18 protein-coding genes and 3 pseudogenes are annotated in these 21,019 nt (G+C 41.0%); 8 read left to right on the top strand and 13 right to left on the bottom strand.

Going from position 1 to position 21,019, the window contains the following annotated elements; genetic code table 11:
* The first annotated feature begins 2 nt into the window (after positions 1–2).
* Positions 3–719: a thioesterase II family protein gene (locus OH459_RS28320; RefSeq protein ID WP_354405236.1), complete on the top strand. Its 717-nt coding sequence runs from the start codon at positions 3–5 to the stop codon at positions 717–719.
* Here OH459_RS28320 and OH459_RS15985 read toward each other — a convergent pair.
* The 8 genes and pseudogenes from OH459_RS15985 to OH459_RS15950 form a co-directional block, all read right to left on the bottom strand.
* Positions 650–1,360 carry a 4'-phosphopantetheinyl transferase family protein gene (locus OH459_RS15985; RefSeq protein WP_269987661.1) on the bottom strand — a complete coding sequence of 237 codons (711 nt, stop codon included), beginning with the start codon at positions 1,358–1,360 and terminating at the stop codon, positions 650–652. The two genes, OH459_RS28320 and OH459_RS15985, sit on opposite strands and share 70 nt — an antisense overlap.
* Before the next feature lie 45 nt (positions 1,361–1,405).
* On the bottom strand, positions 1,406–2,008 hold the full coding sequence (locus tag OH459_RS15980) for a nitroreductase family protein (protein ID WP_017189271.1): 603 nt from the start codon (positions 2,006–2,008) through the stop codon (positions 1,406–1,408).
* Complete coding sequence (locus OH459_RS15975) at positions 1,983–3,539, bottom strand: ATP-binding cassette domain-containing protein (protein WP_269987660.1); 1,557 nt, start codon at positions 3,537–3,539, stop codon at positions 1,983–1,985. The genes OH459_RS15980 and OH459_RS15975 overlap by 26 nt, the downstream gene beginning before the upstream one ends.
* Positions 3,526–4,590: an ABC transporter permease gene (locus OH459_RS15970; protein WP_269987659.1), complete on the bottom strand. Its 1,065-nt coding sequence runs from the start codon at positions 4,588–4,590 to the stop codon at positions 3,526–3,528. The genes OH459_RS15975 and OH459_RS15970 overlap by 14 nt, the downstream gene beginning before the upstream one ends.
* Positions 4,587–5,642, bottom strand: coding sequence for an ABC transporter permease subunit (locus OH459_RS15965; protein ID WP_017189268.1), 1,056 nt, complete (start codon positions 5,640–5,642; stop codon positions 4,587–4,589). The genes OH459_RS15970 and OH459_RS15965 overlap by 4 nt, the downstream gene beginning before the upstream one ends.
* Before the next feature lie 2 nt (positions 5,643–5,644).
* Positions 5,645–7,456 carry an extracellular solute-binding protein gene (locus tag OH459_RS15960; RefSeq protein ID WP_269987658.1) on the bottom strand — a complete coding sequence of 604 codons (1,812 nt, stop codon included), beginning with the start codon at positions 7,454–7,456 and terminating at the stop codon, positions 5,645–5,647.
* On the bottom strand, positions 7,456–9,105 hold the full coding sequence (locus tag OH459_RS15955) for a cyclic peptide export ABC transporter (RefSeq protein ID WP_269987657.1): 1,650 nt from the start codon (positions 9,103–9,105) through the stop codon (positions 7,456–7,458). The genes OH459_RS15960 and OH459_RS15955 overlap by 1 nt, the downstream gene beginning before the upstream one ends.
* 160 nt (positions 9,106–9,265) lie before the next feature.
* Positions 9,266–9,403: pseudogene (locus tag OH459_RS15950) on the bottom strand (IS256 family transposase); the annotation flags it as partial.
* A 97-nt stretch (positions 9,404–9,500) separates the two neighbouring features.
* Between OH459_RS15950 and OH459_RS15945 the strand changes: the two are divergent.
* Positions 9,501–9,868: pseudogene (locus tag OH459_RS15945) on the top strand (regulator).
* Between the two features lie 29 nt (positions 9,869–9,897).
* Here OH459_RS15945 and OH459_RS15940 read toward each other — a convergent pair.
* Entirely contained in the window at positions 9,898–11,634 is a 1,737-nt protein-coding gene (locus OH459_RS15940) for an ATP-dependent nuclease (protein ID WP_269987656.1), read from the bottom strand.
* Positions 11,635–12,007: 373 nt separating this feature from the next.
* Positions 12,008–12,262 carry a hypothetical protein gene (locus tag OH459_RS15935; protein ID WP_269987655.1) on the bottom strand — a complete coding sequence of 85 codons (255 nt, stop codon included), beginning with the start codon at positions 12,260–12,262 and terminating at the stop codon, positions 12,008–12,010.
* 222 nt (positions 12,263–12,484) lie between these two features.
* Between OH459_RS15935 and OH459_RS15930 the strand changes: the two are divergent.
* Positions 12,485–13,094, top strand: a pseudogene (locus tag OH459_RS15930) (group II intron maturase-specific domain-containing protein); the annotation flags it as partial.
* 507 nt (positions 13,095–13,601) lie between these two features.
* On the opposite strand, the gene OH459_RS15925 reads toward OH459_RS15930, so the two are convergent.
* The 3 genes from OH459_RS15925 to OH459_RS15915 all read right to left on the bottom strand — a co-directional run bounded on the left by OH459_RS15925 (position 13,602) and on the right by OH459_RS15915 (position 16,979).
* Entirely contained in the window at positions 13,602–15,332 is a 1,731-nt protein-coding gene (locus OH459_RS15925) for a response regulator (RefSeq protein WP_188015144.1), read from the bottom strand.
* Positions 15,322–16,509 (bottom strand): FIST signal transduction protein, encoded by a 1,188-nt coding sequence (locus OH459_RS15920; RefSeq protein ID WP_005445769.1) that lies wholly within the window; start codon positions 16,507–16,509, stop codon positions 15,322–15,324. The genes OH459_RS15925 and OH459_RS15920 overlap by 11 nt, the downstream gene beginning before the upstream one ends.
* A gap of 113 nt (positions 16,510–16,622) precedes the next feature.
* The gene (locus OH459_RS15915) at positions 16,623–16,979 is read right to left on the bottom strand and encodes a hypothetical protein (protein ID WP_005445770.1); all 357 of its coding nucleotides are present in this window, start codon (positions 16,977–16,979) and stop codon (positions 16,623–16,625) included.
* Positions 16,980–17,235: 256 nt separating this feature from the next.
* On the opposite strand from OH459_RS15915, the gene ccoN reads away from it, so the two are divergent.
* The 5 genes from ccoN to OH459_RS15890 all read left to right on the top strand — a co-directional run bounded on the left by ccoN (position 17,236) and on the right by OH459_RS15890 (position 21,019).
* Positions 17,236–18,663 carry a cytochrome-c oxidase, cbb3-type subunit I gene (gene ccoN / locus OH459_RS15910; RefSeq protein WP_005445771.1) on the top strand — a complete coding sequence of 476 codons (1,428 nt, stop codon included), beginning with the start codon at positions 17,236–17,238 and terminating at the stop codon, positions 18,661–18,663.
* A 12-nt stretch (positions 18,664–18,675) separates the two neighbouring features.
* Positions 18,676–19,296, top strand: a complete 621-nt coding sequence (ccoO, locus tag OH459_RS15905) for a cytochrome-c oxidase, cbb3-type subunit II (RefSeq protein WP_009697800.1) — start codon at positions 18,676–18,678, stop codon at positions 19,294–19,296.
* 9 nt (positions 19,297–19,305) lie between these two features.
* Entirely contained in the window at positions 19,306–19,479 is a 174-nt protein-coding gene (locus tag OH459_RS15900; RefSeq protein ID WP_005429887.1) for a cbb3-type cytochrome oxidase subunit 3, read from the top strand.
* Positions 19,479–20,453, top strand: a complete 975-nt coding sequence (ccoP, locus tag OH459_RS15895; protein ID WP_005429865.1) for a cytochrome-c oxidase, cbb3-type subunit III — start codon at positions 19,479–19,481, stop codon at positions 20,451–20,453. The genes OH459_RS15900 and ccoP overlap by 1 nt, the downstream gene beginning before the upstream one ends.
* An 89-nt stretch (positions 20,454–20,542) precedes the next feature.
* A complete protein-coding gene (locus tag OH459_RS15890; RefSeq protein WP_005445775.1) occupies positions 20,543–21,019 on the top strand; it encodes a FixH family protein in 477 nt (158 codons plus the stop codon).

Genomic DNA, 21,019 nt, shown 5'->3' with positions numbered 1-21,019 from the left:
ATATGTTGACACTTTATTGCTTCCCTTCTTCAGGAAGTGCCGCAAGCATGTACCATGCATGGATACAGCCATTACGCGAACATAATATCAATGTAGTTGCCCTAGAATACCCTGGCAGAGGAAGTCGATTCGGCGAACCGTTCATCAGTAGTATTCAAGCACTATGCGAAGATCTGTGTTCACAAATTGAAGACAATTTATCAGAGAGAAGTGAATTTGCTTTCTTTGGACACAGTCTGGGTGGCCTAGTTAGTTTTGAATGTACCAAGTTAATTTGCAAGAAACACCACCGCCTACCTACCCATCTATTCGTATCTTCACGTCACTCTCCCAACAACAAAGTGGCGTCTTCGCTTTCAAACTCTTCAAGTGATTCCGATCTCACAGCAACATTGACCAAAATGGGTGGGCTTCCAATAGATATTTTAGCAAACAGCGAGCTTATGGAATTGTTACTACCCATCATCAGATCAGACCTAAATCTGAATGAGCAGTACGAGAATGTTGACCCTTCGAAAATAGCTGTACCGATCACTGCGATCTACGGTGATATAGATCCAGTGGTAGACACAGACAAAATCCAACAATGGAGAGAGTTCACCCAATCAGATTTCAAGTTACTTGAAATGCGAGGAGACCACTTTTATTTTCACTCAGACTTGGAGCAACTCTTGCCTTCACTAATTTCTGTATTTGAAAGTAGTTCTAACTTATCCTGACTTGCCACGTGTAATGAATCAACCTTTATAGCGTTGTTCCAAGCAACGCTACATACACCCCAATCAAACTTATATGTTTGAAGCCCAAATTCTTGGTTGTTCCAAAGTATTGAACACCTCTCTTTCACCAGACACTCACTACAATCAAGCTCTTTGAGATTATCCACCAACCCAGAACCAACAGCTTTTAATAGAGACTCTTTTGCCGTCCATAAGCAATAGAAACTTTTATGTTCATCAATCTTCAGTTCAAGTCTTGCTAATTCATTAGGGTGACAGATTAGTTGAATCAACTCGTTCAAATCTTCAATTTTTTGGTAGCATTCAACATCTATCCCGATTTGTAATTCACTTTGCCCAACAGCAGCCACCATTGCGACCGCTTCTTTACTATGACTCAAGTTAAATGAAATTGGTGCTGTTAAAAAGGGCTTACGCTCTGGCGATTTGGTAATCACCCAATCACTGGGGAAAATATCTGGATATTCTAAACTCAGTACATGTCTTTTAAAGTTATGAGCGAATACATAACGGCGCCTATCTAATTCATAACGAAAAGATAAAGAGTGAGCCCACTCCTCGTCATTTAAGCTAAATGGGATCGAAAATGAACTCGGTGTAACGTAGATTGCTAGATTCATATTAACAACACATTATTTTAAACCTTTCACTCCGCACAAAAATTTTTATTTTTCAAAAAGTTCGGAAGGTGGGACACCAAGCCCTTGCCATTCGAAACAGTACTTTGCGGGAGACTGACGCTTTATCTTCTTCACAAATTCGGGTAACGGCGTACCCACTGCAATAGCACCAACAATTTGGTCATCAGTTTTCATTCCAAAAAGAGGTTTCACTTGTTCGTTCGCTAAGAACGTATACCACAGACCGCCGTATCCCATTAGATGAAGTCCATTCATGATATTCTGCGCGGCGGCGGCGGCTGACAACTGCTGATCCCATATGGTCACTTTTTTATGATTGGGGTCAACGTTAGTCATTACCAAAATCATCATTGGCAGGTTACTAATATACTCTGCCGATCGCTTGCCATCTTCACTAACTTGCCCATCAGAAGACTGCCGTTTGTATAGCTCTAATGCCATCTCCCCAGCTTTTTTCATATTTTCACCACGAGCAACCACGAACTTCCATGGCTTAATATTCCCATGATCGGGGGTTGTCATTACAAGATCGAAAAGTTGCTTCAACTCCTCATCAGAAGGACCTGGATAAGTCAATTTTGAAAAACTGTAGGAACGTCTATCAAGCAGTGGCTCTAATGGATTCATTTTCATTTCCTTCTAAACTTGTAAATTCATTTTGTTGTGTTGTTAGCCAAGTGTCTGAAGACTCATAACTAATTTGCTCTCCACTTGATAAAGTTAGAACCTTGTGGCACAACGCTTCTATCAACGTTAAATCGTGAGTAATCAATATAAAACTAACTTGGTGTTTGTCTTGGATCGACTTAAGAAGGTGGATCATTCTTCGACGATTTTTTCGATCGAGAGCAGTAGTGGGCTCATCTAGAATCAAAAGCTTCGGTTGCAAAATCAATGCTCGGGCTATCATCACCCGCTGCCTTTGGCCACCAGAAAGTTGATGAGGATAACGTTTTAAAAAAGCGATCGGTAAATCGACCTCTCGCATAACCTTTTTTACTCGAGATGCCAAGCCGATTGTTTTCTGTTGCGCAATACAACCTTCTTTAAGCGTCTGCTCGATAGTCATTCTCGGGTTCAAACTCGAGGAGGTGTCTTGAAATACAAACTGCATTTTGTGACGGAATGCTCTTAAATCTCTTCGACCGGCTTTTAGCCACTCCAACCCATCAAATTCGACAGAACCTCGACTTGAGATTAACCTAAGCAAACTCTTAGCAAGAGTAGATTTTCCCGAACCGCTTTTTCCAATTACACCGATACTTTCTCCCTTATTAAGAGAAAAAGATACATCGCGTAAAAGGGAGTGAGGTGACTGCCACCACAAAGTGGCTTTGATCTCGGTATTCAAATGATCGACGCGCAACAAGGACTCTGAACTTGCAGGTAACGGTTTGGCAAATTCAATTGGTCGCATTAATGAACGGGTATAATCATGCGTAGGTGACGAAAATAATTTGCGAGCTGACTGTTTTTCGACAATAGCACCTTCCTTCAAGACGACCACCGTATCTGCAAATCGCTCAACCATATTTAGATCATGAGAGATTAAAACGATAGCCATTCGGGTACGTTGTTGAATATGCCTTATTAAACTCAAGATTTGATCACGTACTGACGGATCAAGCGCAGTCGAAGGTTCATCTGCGACAAGTAACTTTGGTTTATTCGCAACCGCAATGGCGATCAATAATCTTTGTCTTTGTCCGCCCGATAATTGATGAGGGTAGCGACTGGATAGAGAAGTTGGTAATCCCACTTGTTCCAACAAAGCGGCAATACTTTTTGCTATCTTCTTGCTCGTTTGGAATTGCGTTGCGCTATGAATTAACAAGGCTCGTTTTAAATGCCAGTACACACTTTTTACTGGGTTTAGCGCAGACAATGGCTCCTGAGATACGAAACCAATCTCTTTACCTCGGATGTTTAACCAATCTTTCTCGGAAAACAGTCGGGTATTCTTACCATCGACCATTACCTCCCCCTCTACTAAACTCCCTTGGGGCTCGATTCCAAGCAACAGCTTAGAAAGTAATGTCTTACCTGCTCCGCTTTCACCGACAATAGCGAGAGTTTCACCAGCCTGTACATCAAAACTCACGTTACTTAGAAGAAGAGATTTGTCGACAAGTAGGCGGACATTTTTAACGTTGAGCATGGTGATGCTCCTTAAATGGACTCAACCACTCCTGTACAGCTTCGCCAACTAATACAACAAGCGTAATAACAAATAATATTGCACCACACCCTGTCATTCCCAGCCAGGGAGCATGAAGGTTATTCTTGCCCTGTGCTATCAACTCGCCCAATGATGGATAGCCGACTGGTAATCCAAAACCCAAAAAGTCGAGAGTAATCAGGGAGCCTAAAGATCCTGCAAAGATAAAAGGTAGAGTACTTAACGTTGTGATCAGCGCATTAGGAAGCACATGTCGCAACATTATTCGAAAATCAGACACTCCAGCAATAAGTGCAGATTGAACATATTCTAACTGACGTGTTTTGAGTACTTCGGCACGAATTAGTTGAGCAAGGTAATGCCAACCAAAGAGAGCAAGAACTAGAATCAATGTCGCAAAGCCGGGGTTAAGTATACTTGCGACTATCATGACAACGAACATAACCGGAATAGCACCCCATATTTCAGTAAGACGCTGACCAATCAAATCAACCCATCCACCTAGATACCCCTGAACGGTACCGGTAACAAGAGCTATCGCAGAGATAACCGATGTTAAAGTTAAAGCAAAAGCCAAACTGATTCTCAAACCATAAATTAAGCGGGCGAAAACATCTCTTCCTTGATCATCAAGCCCTAGCCAATTTTGTTTTGAAGGCGGTGATGGGTAAGTTAAATCATAGTTAATCGTATCGTAGTGATAACGGACGAGTGGCCAAAGAACCCAACCCGACTGTTCTATCATGCTAAGTACATATGGATCTTTATAATCCGCTTCTGATTCAAAATCTCCTCCAAAAGCGGTTTCAGGATAGCTCTTGAAAATCGGCACAAACCAATCACCATCGTAATGGACTAGGATCGGTTTATCGTTTACGACTCCTTCAGCAAACAAACAAATGAAAGTCAAAAGTATCAAAACCAATGCCGCACATTTACCGCGAAAAATCACACTATTCTTTTTACGATGAACAAATGATTTATCTGTGACTTGTGCTGCAGCCAAAGGCTTATTCTTCGAATCGTTCACCCTGACACCTCAGAAAATGAGACCCTTGGATCTACCAAACGGTAAAGGAGATCACCAACTAAATTTAATATCAAACCTAATATTGTATAGACGTATAAAATACCCAACACGACAGGGTAATCGCGTTCAAGCAATGCTTCGAACCCCAAAAGAGCGATACCATCTAAAGAAAATACGATTTCAACCAGCAAGGTACCTCCTATAAACACCGACAACAGATCGGACGGCAACCTAGCGACGATAACTAATAAAGTGTTTGGTAACACATGATGAATCACAGCGCGTGACTTACTTTCACCCATACAGATTGCCGTATCTACATATTGCTCGGACATTTGGTCGAGTATGGAGTTTTTCGTCAACACGGTTAAAGACACCAATCCACTTGCGACACACGCAAGTACAGGAAGAGCTAAATGCCAGAAATAATCTAGTATCTGCCCAGTCAAACTCAATTCATTATGATTAGATGAAACAAGTCCTCGAAGCGGAAACCAGTTAAAAACGCCTCCACCAGCAAAAAGCATCAGGAATATAATGGCAATAATGAAAGTGGGGATCGCATAAGCCAGCAGCAAAATAAAACTGGAAAATGAATCAAATACACTGCCCTGTCGACTTGCCTTAGCAACCCCTAGAGGTATAGCAATCAGGTAAGTAATAAATAATGTCCACCCACCCAATGACAAAGAAACCGTTAATTTATCTAAGATGAGTTCGCTAACAGGTAAACCATTAAAGTAACTGTTGCCCAGTTCAAAAGATATATAGCGTGAAACTGTGTCTTTATAACGTTCCGATAAAGGTTTATCGAATCCATACTCCTTAGCAATTTTTTCTTGTAGCTGCTGATCTATAACATTATCCGATAGAGCACTTTCTACGCTATCAAACAGATCAACAGCTGAATTATCTACTCCTTGTAGCTTAGCTAATGCCGACTCTACTGGACCACCAGGGAGCCATTGAAGCAATAAAAAATTCAGAGATATAACGACAAAAAGCGTAGGCACTAACAATAAGAGCCTGCGGAGCACATACAAACCTAACATAGTTATTCTTTACGACTATCCCACCAAAATTCGACTTCATAGCCATACTTAGGAGCTTGCGCTGGCTTCTGGATATAACTCTGATAGGCAACTAATTGAAAATTGCGGGCCCACAGTGGTAAATAGTAATAGTTCCACTTCAACACTCTATCGAGAGCACGACCATATGCTTGAGTTTCAGCATACGAGTTGGCATGAACAAGCCCTTCAACAAGTTCATCCACCACAGGGTTACTGATACCCGTAACATTGTAACTTGCTGATACATCAGCAAACTCAGACTTGAGTGATGAGCGCAATTCTGTATTCGGCGGAATTCGAACCTTATATTGAATCGGCGTCATATCGAATTGCCTTTGCAATAACAGTTTGAAGTACTCAGTGCCCGTTTTCACTATAACATTAGACTCTATTCCTAGTCTCTTTAGGCTTTGAATGTAACCACCTATAGCGGGCTTCAGAGAAGGAGAAGGCAATAAAAATTGGATAGTCATTGCTTCACCTGACTGACCATTAATCAGTCTACCATCTTGCATAACCCAACCAGCTTCCTTCAGTAGTAGCTGAGCCTTCCTTAGATTCTGACGATTCCGTCCTGAGCCATCAGATGTGGGCAATGAAAATGAATCACTAATTACAGACTTTGGTACAGAGTCAGCGAACTGCTCTAAGATCTCGAGTTCATCTTTATTCGGCATTCCGTAAGATGCTAAAAAACTATTATTAAATAGACTCTTAGCCCTAATATATTGATGATCAAAAGCCTTCGCGTTTAACCATTCAAAATCAAACGCATAAACTAAAGCTTCTCGTGTTCTAATATCTTTAAACTTATCCAAACGAAGATTAAATGCCATTGCGGTAACAAAGGAAGGCGCCTCATAATTGATCTTATCCTTGACCACGCTACCAGCATCGAATTCTGAACCTTGATATAACTTGTTCCAACGTAAAATATCGGTTTCAGCAATGTAGTTTACTTGGTCAGATTTAAGAGCTTGCACTGCGGCAGTCCTATCACGGTAGTACTCGACCTTAATTTTCTTAAAATTGTACTTACCTTTATTGACGGCAATGTCTTTACCCCAATAATCTTCTCTCAATTCGTAAGTAATGTTACGTCCCGGCTCTACTGAAGCTACTTTATAAGGGCCTGAACCAACAGGTACATTTAAGGAAGGCTTTGTGAAGTCATGATTTTCCCATATATGTTTTGGTAAGACTGGAAGGTTGCCTGAATTCAAAATCTGGAGCTTGCTACCTTCTTCACCAAAATCAAGCTTAACTGTATGAGAGTCGATAACTGAAACTGATTTAAGCGCTTTAAATCGTGATTTGATATTACTTAGCCCATGCTTCTGATAAAGATTGATTGAGTAAGCAACATCTTCAGCATCAACAGGGTGCCCATCACTAAACTTAGCTTCTTTTCGCATGTGGTAAGTCACAGATGAATAGTCATCTTCAATAACCATTTTTTCAGCTAACCATCCGTAACGTACCTTAGCTTCATCTTTATCATGACCGCGTACAGTCAAGCGATCATAGATCCAGAACAGTCCTCGCGGCTTTTTGCCAAGATCAATGAACTGATGTAATGAGTCGAAGCTACCAATCTCCACCATAGCAAGTTCACCTTGCTTAGGTGCATCTGGGTTAGCATATTCAAAATGCTCAAAACCCGGCGGATATTTAGGTTCATCATACAGGCTAATGGCGTGTGTTGTGTCACTCGCCACTGCCGGTTGCACCATTAACAACGACAACGCCAGACTAAAAATAGTCGTCCTGTAAGAATAATTTGGTCTAATCATTAGTAAGTCACTTTCATTTGAGGTTGTTGACGATGTTCTTTTTCTACGATCGATATGTTCCCAGCATCAACTCGATACACTTTATCTGCTAAATGGAAGTAATGATCATCGTGCGTAATTGCAATTACCGTTTTGCCATGAGCTTGTAACTCTGGTAAAAGCTCTGTGTAAAATACACGCCTAAACGTCGGATCTTGGTCAGCTGCCCATTCATCAAGAATAATCAAGCTTCGCCCCTCTAGATATGCTAGAAGTAACGCCAAGCGTTTCCGCTGCCCTTGTGAAAGTTGTGTGGTGCTAAGTTGACTTTCTTCAACCGAAACTTTGTCACGCAACGCCAATTTGGTGAGGTAGCTCTCGACGAGCTTCCTATCAGGTCGTTTACCTTCCTCATTAATTAGATTTTTAAACAAATAGAAATCAGCAAAGACCACTGAAAAATGGTTTCGATACCAATCGATATTATGCTGCTCGATACGTCGTCCCGAAAACTCAATAGATCCTCTATGCGGTTGGTACAGACCTGTGATCAGTTTGGCGCATGTAGACTTACCACAACCATTTCCACCGACCCAAAAAATAAGCTCCCCTTGTTTAATTGTTAAGTTGATCGGTCCAACGGAAAAACCAGGCTCTCCGTTTTCTGTTGAATAATCATATTCAACACCTTTTAAAGTCAATTGCTGCCAGTTTTTAAGCTGTGGGTCTAGTTGTATATTATTTTCGCGTTCTTCAGAAAGCGCTAAAGAGCGAACTTTGGCGTAAGCGACTGCACCTTGAATTAGAGCCGGTAAAGACCCAACAAAACCAGCTAAAGGTGAGCGTAAGAATAAAATCGCGAGCGCATAGCCAGTTACTTGCTCTGAGGTTCCAATTGCGAACTTAACGTGCATCAAAACAACAACTGCAATAACGAGCAAAACCGAAGTATTGACCCAACTTCCATTCAATACGTTCATGCGATCCGCTTTCGTGTCTAGCACTCTGGAATGCTCAGCTGTGGGCTCCAACTGATCTCGATAAAAAGACGAACGTCGTTCATAACTTAACTTAAGCTCATTTCTTCCACTCAACATTGCCTGGTACGTACCATACAAAGTGTCATCATTTTCTCGAACTTTTCTTTTGTATTCGCGGGATACCAACATTAGCTTGCGCCCCAAGAAAACAGATACGATGGTCATTGCAATGGTCGCGGCAAAAAATGGAATCGATAACCAAAACAGATAACTATATGTAAAGACAATAACCGAGATACCAAACACCACGAATGGCAAGCTGTTAAACGCTTGACTAATTGCAGTAATATCCTTGGTAAGAGTAGCAAGTATTTTAGGCTGTCCAAGTTGTTCAACTCGTTCAACTGAAGTATTCATGAGTCGACGACTAATACTTAACCTAAGTTCATATACAACTTTATGCCCTAAAGCAGTGATCATAGATTGAGATAAAAAACTCAACCCAAACAAAAACAGAATCAGGACGAAAAAAATTGAGACTGGAAACTCGCCACCGCGACTCAATTGACTGATAGCTTCATTGATAAAAGCAATAACGGAAACACCAGCCACCGCACTCAAACCACTAAGTAAGATTGCGAAAAGAAACTGACGCTGACTGCCTTTCAATAACGATAGGATTAATTTCATGGGTAGACAACACTGCTAGGAGGCTTTATTTCTGTAACTAAGCCTTCTCTATGATAAATATTTATAAAAAGAATCGTAATGATAACACTTATCAATTCTATTAACATGAGTTAATTAACAAAATTTCGCATTTGTATAACCCCCAGTCAAAACGCTTGTAGAGACGATGATGTTGGGCTAGTAGCTGTTGAAGCTGAGCTTCAACAGCTTGTGCAATAAAATCTCTAGCCCCTTGACGCATCAGTTCAGTAAGTGGGTCTTGTGGCGCATTTAATGAAACAACAGTCTTATCAGTCATGCGGTGTACTTATCTGTTAATCGTTCTGGGGAGAACGGCATCAACAGATTACACCGCAACTTCCTTTCTCTTCCATACACCAGAAATCAGTATAGCTCTGAAGTATCACAAAATGGCCAAAAACTACTTTTTTCGTGAATTTGAATGTGGATTATCTATTGAACAAACTGCTGAACTTTGTTTTAAAAGTGTCAGAACAGTCAAAGAATGGACCGGGGCAAAGATATTCCTAAAGAGTGCAGGCGTCTAATGCGGTTAGCCACAGGAAGGCAGTTATCTATTCGCGAGGACTGGAATCAATTCAAAATACATCTCAACAAACTTGAACTACCAACAGGACAGTTGGTTAGCCCTCAACAAGTATTAGCAGGGATCGCGTTGCTAGAAATACAATCTGAGCTTGAAATCAAAACGACGACAAAATTGTTAAAATACGCGCGAGCCATATCTAAGTTCAAACAATAGTCAAAAGGGCTCGTTAGAGCCCTAAAAGATTAGTGTTCAAGCATTGACTTAAGATAGGAGATAAAAGGCACTTTGAAAAAATCAGGGTGATCCAAGTTTGGATACAATGTGTTCTTCCAATAAAGATTTGCATTGTAGGGTTTACCTGCACTGGTGCTAGTCTCACTAAACCTTAATTCTTGAGGTAAAAGTGACGACTGATGTGCTGGTTCAAATGTTGTATCATGTACACGGAGTAACCCTACAGAGTACGTAGTTTTATCTTCAATAAATTGCTTACTTATCGAACCTTGAATGTGAGTATCGAAACGAGGGTTTCCGTCAGTGTCAGTAGAAGAAATTGCTCTTCCATCTGTATCAAAGATAGCGTGATACTTAATCTTAAATTTAGATAAGATTTTTTGATAAAACGGAATGTTATTTACGGTTCCACAGTTTAAAATGAAAAAATCTTTTGATGTGGGGAACTCTTGTAAATATGCGCGCGCAAGAACTTCTTCCGTTGGTCCTTCAATCAGCAAAACTTCATCAGAGTAAAACGCTTCGCAGACATGAGGGTTAAATCGAAGCATTTCGTTCATTTCCTGCTTTAGTTGCTCGTCCGTAGTGATGTTTTTTGCCGACTTCAAAAAGTGGTCATTGATTTGATAGATATTTGTTCCTGACTGATCTTTTACTAAGCGGATAATAGAAGACTTCGGCTTTGATATATCAATCATCGAGGGAGAATGAGATGCACATAAGACTTGATAAGGTAAGTCATCTTCACTAACTTTATAAATTAGCTCTCTTAGTTCTTTTATTATGCGGGGGTATAAGAACAATTCTGGCTCTTCGAACAGAACCATATAGTCCTTTCTACCTTCTTCACGTTCAAACTTTTCTGCTACATCCTTCATTAATAGTAACGTGAATATCGCCGTTCTAATCGTCCCATGCCCAACCTTGTCAGAAGTTGCAGGAATTGACGAGTCGATAGAACCCAGATTATCTAGCTTAGCAAATTCAACATTAAATTCTTTACCTAGCTTGTTTTCAGTCCATGCCAAGCGATCTTTTGACTCCGTGATTCTAAGTACAGTATCGCCAAAGATCTGTGAAAAGTAAGAATTAACTGACGTTTGATAGGATTCAATTAATTCAGGATTATACATTTTTGTTTGCAACTCCTGAATTTTTGTTTTTGCCTCTTCTAGAGCTGCCAAGTCATCCGCCATAAGAGTATTTTCTGCCATACTTTTCAAGATAGAATTCAGTATCTCTTTTGCTTCACCTTCAGTAGGCATTGCCTTAATAAAAACTGGTTGAGGGAGACAAGATTGAAATACTTGGTGAAGACCAATACTCGCGTAGCCAATATCTTCAAATTGTTCGGTTTCATAGTTATATGTTTGGTTTATCGGCTTCGCTGTTTTACCAACCTGATTCCAAGTTTTTTTAATCCTCATACGGTCATCGTTGAGGTACTTTTTATAAGATTCTCGTTGCTTCGGAGCCGCAGCTTCGATACGAGTTTTATCAATCGGTAACAAACGCACTTCAATTTCAAACTCAAGATGGTTTTTGACATCGCTTTTATAGAAATCCTCTTTAACCGGCTTCTCGTCTTTATAAAAGTACTGATAAGCCTTCAAGAAGGTTGATTTTCCAACGTTGTTTTGTCCATAAATGAACAGTGTGTTTGTATCTTCAAAGACAATCTTGTTTTGATCTAGTCCTCCAGAGATCCCACGAAAGTTATTGATAGCAAAATAGTTAATTTTCAAAACGAGCCCGCCGTGTGTCATGTTGTATACGGAGTCATACTACACAAGTTGAATATTTCTGTCTTAAAAAACATTTTGTCTTTTCGATACAACATTACTAGGAAATCTATTAGAGACTTTCACCCCGTATTACATCTCGGGGATTAAGAGCCAACAACATGAGAAGAATGGATAACTTTTAATAGGGCAAAAGCCCATGAACAGGATATGAATGAGTAAAGGTCCACCAAATAATGGGGCAAAAGTAAATCCATCACGCACCCTGCGCGATGGATTTACAACAAAGAAAGGAGAAGAAGTACATTAAGGTGAGTCGTGGAACGGGCTATTGTACATTTGGGAAGCTTGTTGTTTGGTAGTTTGACTTAACTAGCTAAAGATCAAACTCAGAGTCACCTTTTAATCGGTCATACTCAGCTTTAACATCTGGGTCGTCAAATGCTTTGAGTTTTAGTGATTCCAACTGACTAAGCTTCTTGAAAGAACAACTTCCATCACCATTATCAATCCACTCTATTGGATCACCTTCATTCCAAGATAAATCTTTCTGTAACTCATCAGGTATTAAGAAGTAGTGTTCACCATCTTCATTTTGCTCTATTTTTACTCGCACTGTATGCATGCTCATACTAAATCTAGGGGTGTATTAAGTTTGTCGCATTACAATAAATTAGGCAAAGATGATATCGTAAAAATGTTAGGAAAAGCAGCGTTGAATTGAAATTGGGTACTTCTGAGTCACAAAGTGCCAAGTATGAAGGCTCTGGACAATAACGACTTAGAGTAGATACTTTATAGTCCCACTTTCAGATAACTTCTCGAATCTCAAAGAGACAAAGACCACCGTTAAGTGCTGGAGAACGATATCAAACCGTTGATTACTGATTTCTTAGCAGAAAGAGGCTTAATACTCTTCGGAGAGAAAACGCACATTACATATCAGCCGTGGTTTTGATTTCTTAGGTTTTAATCGTAGGAAATACAAAGGGAAATTGCTCATTAAACCGAGAAAATCCAACACACTACTGTTCTTGAGCAACTTGCGCGAACTCATCAAAAAGCACGCAACCATCCCTGTTAACAATTTAATCAAGTTAATCAAGTTGATGAATCCGAAACTCAGGGGCTGGTCGAATTACTATTGACACTGTGTGGCCAAACAGATATTCGGATATGTAGGTCACAAGTTATTCCATACGTTGTGGCATTGGGCTAAAAGGCGTCATCCAACAAAATCCAGAACTTGGATCGCCCTTAAATACTTCATCAACCGTCAAGGTCAATGGCAATTTCACGGTTGACAGAAGATCATGAATATGGATTGTCAGTTCAATCTGTTTCAAATAGCCAAGGTGCCAATAGAGAGACATGTGAAAATCAGGAGTGCCACAACGCCTTTTGATCCTCAATACCAAGAATGCTGTAACTCTTGGCATGAGCCTGCTCTCATTGCTTTATAAGTTGCGAGGTGCCAATAGGTGCCTTAGTGAAAGCTTCACGCTGGGTCCTCAGAGGAACGACTCTCGGTAACAGGTGTCGTGTGATCTGATTGAACCTTGAATTGAAAAAGAACATTTGCCTAACATCACCAGTAACTCTTACAGACGAACGGTTATAAAGTTATTACATGATGTACATGTACAACATGTGCACAAAGAGTACACTTTACTATCAAAAACGACCTGTACATGTACAAATGACGGAAGAATTGATATGGATGATAGCATAGCTCATTGTTATTTATTGACTTTTCCCTTTATCTTAAACGGTATGCAAGGTCCAGATAATAGATTTGTTAAATGAAGTATCAACGTACGCCAATTATTTCTTCGTTTGGGCTCCTATCCCTCTCAGATTTTAAAATATGAGGCTTTTTATGATTGTCATTAAACATAACCGCGATTTACCATAAAATACTTAATATAGATCTTACTAATCTTACGATTGTTAAGATCTATATTAATTCGCTACGCGATCTCCACTAATGAATGGATCGCTTCGTAGATATCCTGTCTGCGAACTGGCTTTGATACAAATCCGTCCATGCCAGCTTTCATGCATGTCGCTTTATCACTCTCAAGCGCGTGTGCAGTCAATGCAATGATTGGTGTTTTGATTCCTTTCTTTCTGATAAGTCTTGTCGCTGTAATGCCATCCATAACGGGCATCGACACATCCATTAAAATGATATCGATGTCTTGTGTTTGTTGCTCCAAAAACGTTAAGGCTTCCGCGCCGTGGCTGGCAATAAATACATTGTGCCCGAGTTTATTCAGAATAAGCTTTATCACTAACTGGTTAGATTCAGTATCTTCCACGACTAAAATGTTGGTCGACTTTGATGGCTGATTTGATTCTATCTTTACCGGTCTTTCTTGATTAGTCCTGGTAAGAACCGGGATTTTGACTGTAAAATGAGAGCCGACTCTCTCTTCACTTTTTACAGAAATTGAACCTCGCATCATCTCAACAAGGTGTTTGGTGATGGCAAGTCCAAGCCCGGTACCACCGAATCGACGAGTAATTGAGCTGTCGCCTTGATGAAAAGCTGTAAACAAATGACCAATTTTAGCTTGAGGGATTCCTATCCCAGTATCTGTGACAGATATGATGATTTCACCATTGCTTTCTAGCACAGAAACATGCACATCTCCAAAGTCTGTAAACTTAATCGCGTTTCCAATCAAGTTAAAAAGCACCTGTGATATACGAGTAGAATCAATCCAGTACTGTTTATTTCTATCTAGATTGCAGTGTAGGTCAAAGCTCAAACTTTTGCTTGTAGCCACTTGTTTTTGTTGAGAAACAATTAGTGTTACCGCGTCACTTAAGTCTGTCCACTGTTCATTTAAATGAAAGCTTCCTGACTCTATCTTTGATAAATCCAAAATGTCGCTGATAATCGCCAATAGCAAATCTGCAGAGCATTCCATTTGGTTCAATACGTCTGACTGGGCATCGGTTAAAGTTGATTGTCTCAAGATGTCTAACATCCCAAGAACTGAGTTCAAAGGCGTTCGAATTTCATGACTCATCATGGCCAAAAACTCAGACTTCGATTGGTTAGCTCTTTCTGCTTCTTCTCTAGCCCGTGCTAATTGAGACGTCCTCACCTCAACGATACGTTGTAACTTCTCTTTGGTTTCAATATCGATAACAGCCCTTTCAATTAAGGGTCTAAAACGCCTTAACGTTTCTTTGTTTTCAATACTGAAGTGACCTTTTTGAGCTCCCACAAGGATGATAATAGTCTGGGTTACTTCAGATCGAATGCCCGTAAGTAGCATTGAATTCACGTGGCTTTTAATAAAGGAGTTTAAACTCTCAAACTCCTTTAATCGCATCGGCTCGAACAACAAAATACATTCGCCATTAAGCGCCCTTTCCGACGCGTTACCCGGTAACCAATCTGCTCTATCAAAAACACTATTTGTTGATAATAACGTCTTGAAGTTTTGTCTATTACAGTCGCGGGTAATGACGATGAAGTCATCAAAATCAATGTACTTCTTTAGAACACTGTTTAGACCGGAGAAAATCTCGTGACGGTTTCGAGCTTCACTCATTGCAGAGATTGCTGACAGAATGGCTTTGTTTTCATCAGCCAATAACTTCTCACGTTGCCTTGCCTCTTTGAGTTCGACAAGTGCCTCTTGTAACGCTTCCTGCTGGTATATCTCTAAATATTTATCTTTCATAAGGTTTATGGAATATCGCTGATGATATCATCAGGTTTCCATGTCCATTCTCACCACCTATAAATCTTCCTTGCTCACCAAAAGTAAACGGGCAAATAAAAGGCAGGTTCTCTAATTCCTGATTAATTTGTTCACAAACACTGTTGATGTCCTGTTTTAAGTGCAACATAGGACCAGCACAAAAGATATTGATCACCCCTATTTTTCGAGATTCCTCTAACTTTTGATTGAATGCAGCGTTCACAACTCTCGCCGCTCTTGCGACAAGATGCTGGCGACTACCTTGCATCAACGTTAGCATTTCGCCTTCTTCAATATCGGTGAAAAGCTCAATGCCACCTTGTTCAGTTTCTCTTATCGGGTGTGAGAGTTTGTAATAAGGCCTCTCATACAATTGACCCGCGATGCGCCCTAACGGATATGCACTTGAGTTAGTGAACAGGAAGCTTTCTCTATCAGTTTGTGTTTCTTGATGATTTGTCCACGCTCGATATACATCGAGAGCAGGTTGATTATCTATCTCAAGTAAGATGCGACCTTTCGTTTTCGTCGCAATACCAGTTATCCCTGTTGGCGAGTGTCCTGCGCTGAATGCGATATCGACCGGCTGTGAGGAGTAAAACAACGTTAAGCTCACGCCATTTTGTTCGTACCCTTGAGAGGTAATAATTGACCAATTGCCTTCAATGTTATTGTCAGCAGCAGAACCACCAATGATTGGGACTAATGTTCCGAACCGACTGTCAATGCATTCTATGACAGATTCTTCATTCCCAGGTGTCGCATGTAAGAGAATTAAGTTAGGAACCTCACCTACTCTATCTGCATGAAATAAAGCCATATTCAGCGCTTGGTCTACGCTGGATTCAATATCCGTACTATAAGTTGAAATTCCTGTCCCGTAAGAATGTAAACCTGAGTCATAGATCGCGAGTATCGCAATGGTAGGACCTTGATGGTAACCATGGTTAGTCATGATAGCTTGGCATGAGCTAGCACCATGGAATGGAATGTCAGGGAACAGGTCGGAGAATGCGTACTGAATTGCTCTGAAGTCGTACTCTTCAGTGTAGTAGCAAATGATATGTGAGAGATTCTCCTCACTGAGTTCAGAGCGAAATTCTTCTATCGCTAAATATTCGTCGGTGATATGAGTAAATAATGATTGGCACTGCATACGGTTTTATTATTGGTTATCACTTTACTGTTATACCACTGCAAATTTTTACTGCTAGGCAAGAAAGCATTAATTGCATAAACAAGATGCAATTATCTCGCGTCAGATCAGATTTATAAATGAACTTGGACAATATTTTCATTTAATTTGATATTAATCGCTTTTGTTTCCGAAATACTATTCCAATTGATGTCTCGATATTTATCGTTGAGATTAATAAATTCACCAGATTGATTTAGATCAATTTTTATACTGCGATTTTCTGGGCTTTCGATTGAAAAGCCTTTCGAAGTCTTATTTATAGTGATTTTTGATACACCAATTGTTACATCACATCGTTGTTTTTGTGAACAGTCCACCTCTTTGCTCGTCTCATAAGTAAAGGTGCGCCAGAAAAAGGCACCGATTAAAAGACTGAGCATGATTAAGATTTGTGCAAGTCTCGCCTTTGTTAACTTTTGTGCGGCCATAATTCCTAATATCCTTGTTACAAACTTCAAACTTTTTAAATAAAAAATGATTTCCAGAGGTCTTGTAAGGTTACTACTCTGTCATTGAAATGTTAATTCAAGTATAGTGTCACGCTGAAAATGCCACTTTTTATTAAAGTCAGCAATGGAAATAAAGTGATGATAACACTTGAATTCTAGAGTTTACTTGGGTGGTGTTACGACGCAAGTCGTGTTGGAAGTAAAGTGTAGTTAATTAGAAATTGGAAGCATGCAAATGAGCCAAGTAAAGCAGCTTGAACAAAACTACAACTATACAGTCGTTCGCCAATTTACCCTTGTGACCATTTTATGGGGCATAGTTGGTATGGCTGTTGGTGTTTTGATTGCCGCTCAGTTAGTTTGGCCACAGCTAAACTTTGATACGCCGTGGTTGACGTACAGTCGTTTACGTCCATTGCATACTAATGCGGTAATTTTTGCGTTTGGTACCAGTGCTCTGTTCGCAACATCTTATTATGTTGTTCAGCGCACCTGTCAAACACGTCTTTTTGGTGGCCCACTCGTTGCCTTCACCTTTTGGGGTTGGCAAGCAATTATCCTAGCCGCAGCAATCACCCTACCTTTAGGTTTAACCTCTGGTAAGGAATATGCTGAGTTAGAATGGCCTATTGATATCGCAATCGCGATAGTATGGGTATCTTACGCAGTCGTGTTCTTTGGAACATTGGTCAAGCGTAATACCTCTCACATCTACGTGGCTAACTGGTTCTTCGGTGCCTTTATCCTAACAGTAGCAGTACTTCACATCGTGAACAGCATGGCTATCCCTGTGTCACTTGGTAAATCGTACTCGATTTATTCTGGTGCAGTGGATGCAATGGTTCAATGGTGGTATGGGCACAACGCGGTAGGTTTCCTACTGACCGCTGGTTTCCTAGGTATGATGTACTACTTTGTCCCTAAACAAGCTGAACGTCCTGTTTACTCTTACCGTTTATCTATCGTTCACTTTTGGGCACTGATTTCCCTATACATCTGGGCTGGTCCTCACCATCTGCATTACACAGCATTACCTGACTGGACTCAGTCTCTTGGTATGGTGATGTCTTTGGTTCTATTTGCTCCATCTTGGGGTGGTATGATCAACGGTATCATGACGCTGTCTGGCGCATGGCATAAGCTTCGCTACGACCCTATCCTACGTTTCCTAATCGTTTCATTGTCTTTCTACGGTATGTCTACTTTCGAAGGTCCAATGATGTCTATTAAGACAGTAAACGCGCTATCGCACTACACAGACTGGACCATTGGTCACGTTCACTCTGGTGCACTAGGTTGGGTTGCAATGGTTTCAATTGGTTCTGTATATCACCTTGTCCCTCGTCTATTCGGTCAAGAGCGTATGTACTCTGTAAGCCTAATCAATGTTCACTTCTGGTTGGCGACTATCGGTACTGTTCTTTACATCGTAGCGATGTGGATCTCAGGTGTAATGCAAGGTCTAATGTGGCGTGCAGTTAACTCTGACGGCACACTGACTTACAGCTTTGTAGAATCTGTAGAAGCATCTTACCCGTTCTACTTCGTACGTTTCTTAGGTGGTTTCATCTTCCTATCAGGTATGTTCTTAATGGCATACAACACGTACAAGACGGTAACTGCGCCTAAAGAAAGCTTAAAAGCTATCCCTCAACCGGCATAAGGAGATTAAAGAATGAGTAATAATTCGAATAATCGCCACGAAATCCTAGAACGCAATGTCGGTTTGTTGGCTATTTTCATCGTCTTTGCAATCAGTTGGGGTGCGCTTGTTGAAATCACTCCTCTGATTTTCCAGAAGCAAACGACGGAGCCTGTAGAAAATCTACGAGCTTACACTCCTCTGGAAATGGAAGGTCGTGACATATACATCCGTGAAGGTTGTAACGTGTGTCACAGCCAGATGATTCGTCCTTTCCGTTCTGAAACAGAGCGCTACGGTCACTACTCTGTCGCTGGTGAGAGCGTTTGGGAACACCCATTCCTATGGGGTTCTAAGCGTACAGGTCCAGATTTGGCACGCGTAGGTGGACGTTACTCTGACGAATGGCATCGTGTTCACCTTATTGACCCGCGAGAGCTAGTACCAGAATCAAACATGCCAGGCTTCCCTTGGCTTGAAGAGAACGTACTAGACGGCAAGCTGACACAGAAGAAACTAGAAATCTTCCGTGACCAGTTCGGTGTCCCTTATAAGGATGAAGAAATCGCGAATGCGGCTAAAGAAGTAGAAGGTAAAACAGAGATGGATGCAATCATCGCTTACCTTCAGTCTCTTGGTCATGCAATGAAGTAAGGGGATCATATGGATTTCGGTACAATTCATAGTATTTATACCGTTGTGCTCTTCGCTAGTTTTATTGGCATCGTATGGTGGGCATTTGGTAAGAAGCGTAAAGCACGCTTTGAGGAAGATGCTAACTTGGTGTTTGCTGACGAAGAACAAACGACCCCAAATAACCAAGGAGTGAAGAAGTAATGACTACATTCTGGAGTCTCTGGATTATCGTGATTACTGTCGGTACGCTAGTAGGCTGTGCGATCCTCCTGACTTGGTGCGCTAAAGACAAAATGGGCGTCGAGGAAGGGGAAGACATGGGCCACGAGTACGATGGTATTCGCGAGCTTAATAACCCTCTACCAAAATGGTGGACATACTTGTTTGTGAGCACGTTTGTGTTTGCTGCTGTATACCTGACCCTATTTCCAGGTCTAGGTAGCTTCAAAGGTGTTCTAAACTGGCAGAGTTCAGATCAAACTGTACGTACGTTGGAAGAGTCGAAAGAAGCCATCGCACGAGCACAAGAAAACAAGCAACTTAACCAATACGCTAAAGAGCTAGATGATGCTGATGCATACTTCGGTGAAGCATTCCGCGCACTTGCTCACAACGCAGATGGTCTACGCCCTATCCCTGAGATTGCGCAAGATCCTGAAGCAATTAAAGTTGGTCAACGTTTGTTCCTACAGAACTGTTCGCAATGTCATGGCTCTGATGCTCGTGGTCAAAAAGGTTTCCCTAACCTAACTGACGACGCATGGCTATACGGCGGTGAGCCAGCGGCTATCGTTACAACTATCATGCAAGGTCGTATCGGTCAGATGCCAGCGTGGAAAGATGCACTTGGTGAACAAGGTGTTCAAGAAGTCGTAAGCTACACATTAAGCCTTTCTGGTCGTAAAGTGAACGCACGTGAAGCGGAAGCCGGCAAAGCTCGTTTCGTTGTATGTGCAGCTTGTCACGGCACCGATGGTAAAGGCAACCCTGCTGTAGGTGCACCAGACCTAACTGACCAAGATTGGTTATTCGGCGATTCACGCGCTGCAGTAACAGAAACAGTTATGAACGGTCGCTCTGGTGTAATGCCTGCTTGGAAGGACATCCTAGGCGAAGACAAAGTTCAACTTGTCGCGGCATACGTCTGGAGTTTAAGCAACTCTGACAATAAGTAACATTTCAATAACAGCCCCTTTCATAGGGGCTGTCTTTCCTTTAAATTTAAAGCCTTACATTTTTTCATTTAGCTGTTGAGAACTTTTTTATGGTAAAGCCTTGGTATAAACAATTTTGGCCGTGGTTCCTGATCATCCTGCCTCTAACTGTTGTGGTATGGACAATCGTTACAGTGGTCGTATTCGCCAATAACTCAGTTTCTTTGGTCGCCGAGGATTACTATAAAAAAGGCAAAGGCATCAATATCGATATCAGTAAAATGAATGTCGCTCGTGACCTTGGTCTTAACGCTACTGTTTCGTCTGATAACAACACAGTGGTTATCTCTTTCAATAAAGGTGAATTACCGCACTTCCCTGCACTAACAGCGACATTCACACACCGTACATTGCCAGACCGTGATTTCACTAAGCTACTTACTGCTGATGCGAAAGGTAACTATCGTTTAACGCCAGAAAACTCAATTCAAGGTCCTTGGTTCGTTGAGCTTGAACCGCATAACAAAGAATGGATGATTCAAGGTCGCGTCGAATTCCCAGCACAACCAACAACATTAATGAAGTAA

Source organism: Vibrio sp. MM46 (genome assembly GCF_027587135.1).
Taxonomy (GTDB): Bacteria; Pseudomonadota; Gammaproteobacteria; order Enterobacterales; family Vibrionaceae; genus Vibrio; species Vibrio harveyi.
The sequence above is the reverse complement of the archived record's forward strand: the minus strand, read 5'-3'. Positions and strand labels throughout refer to the sequence as shown.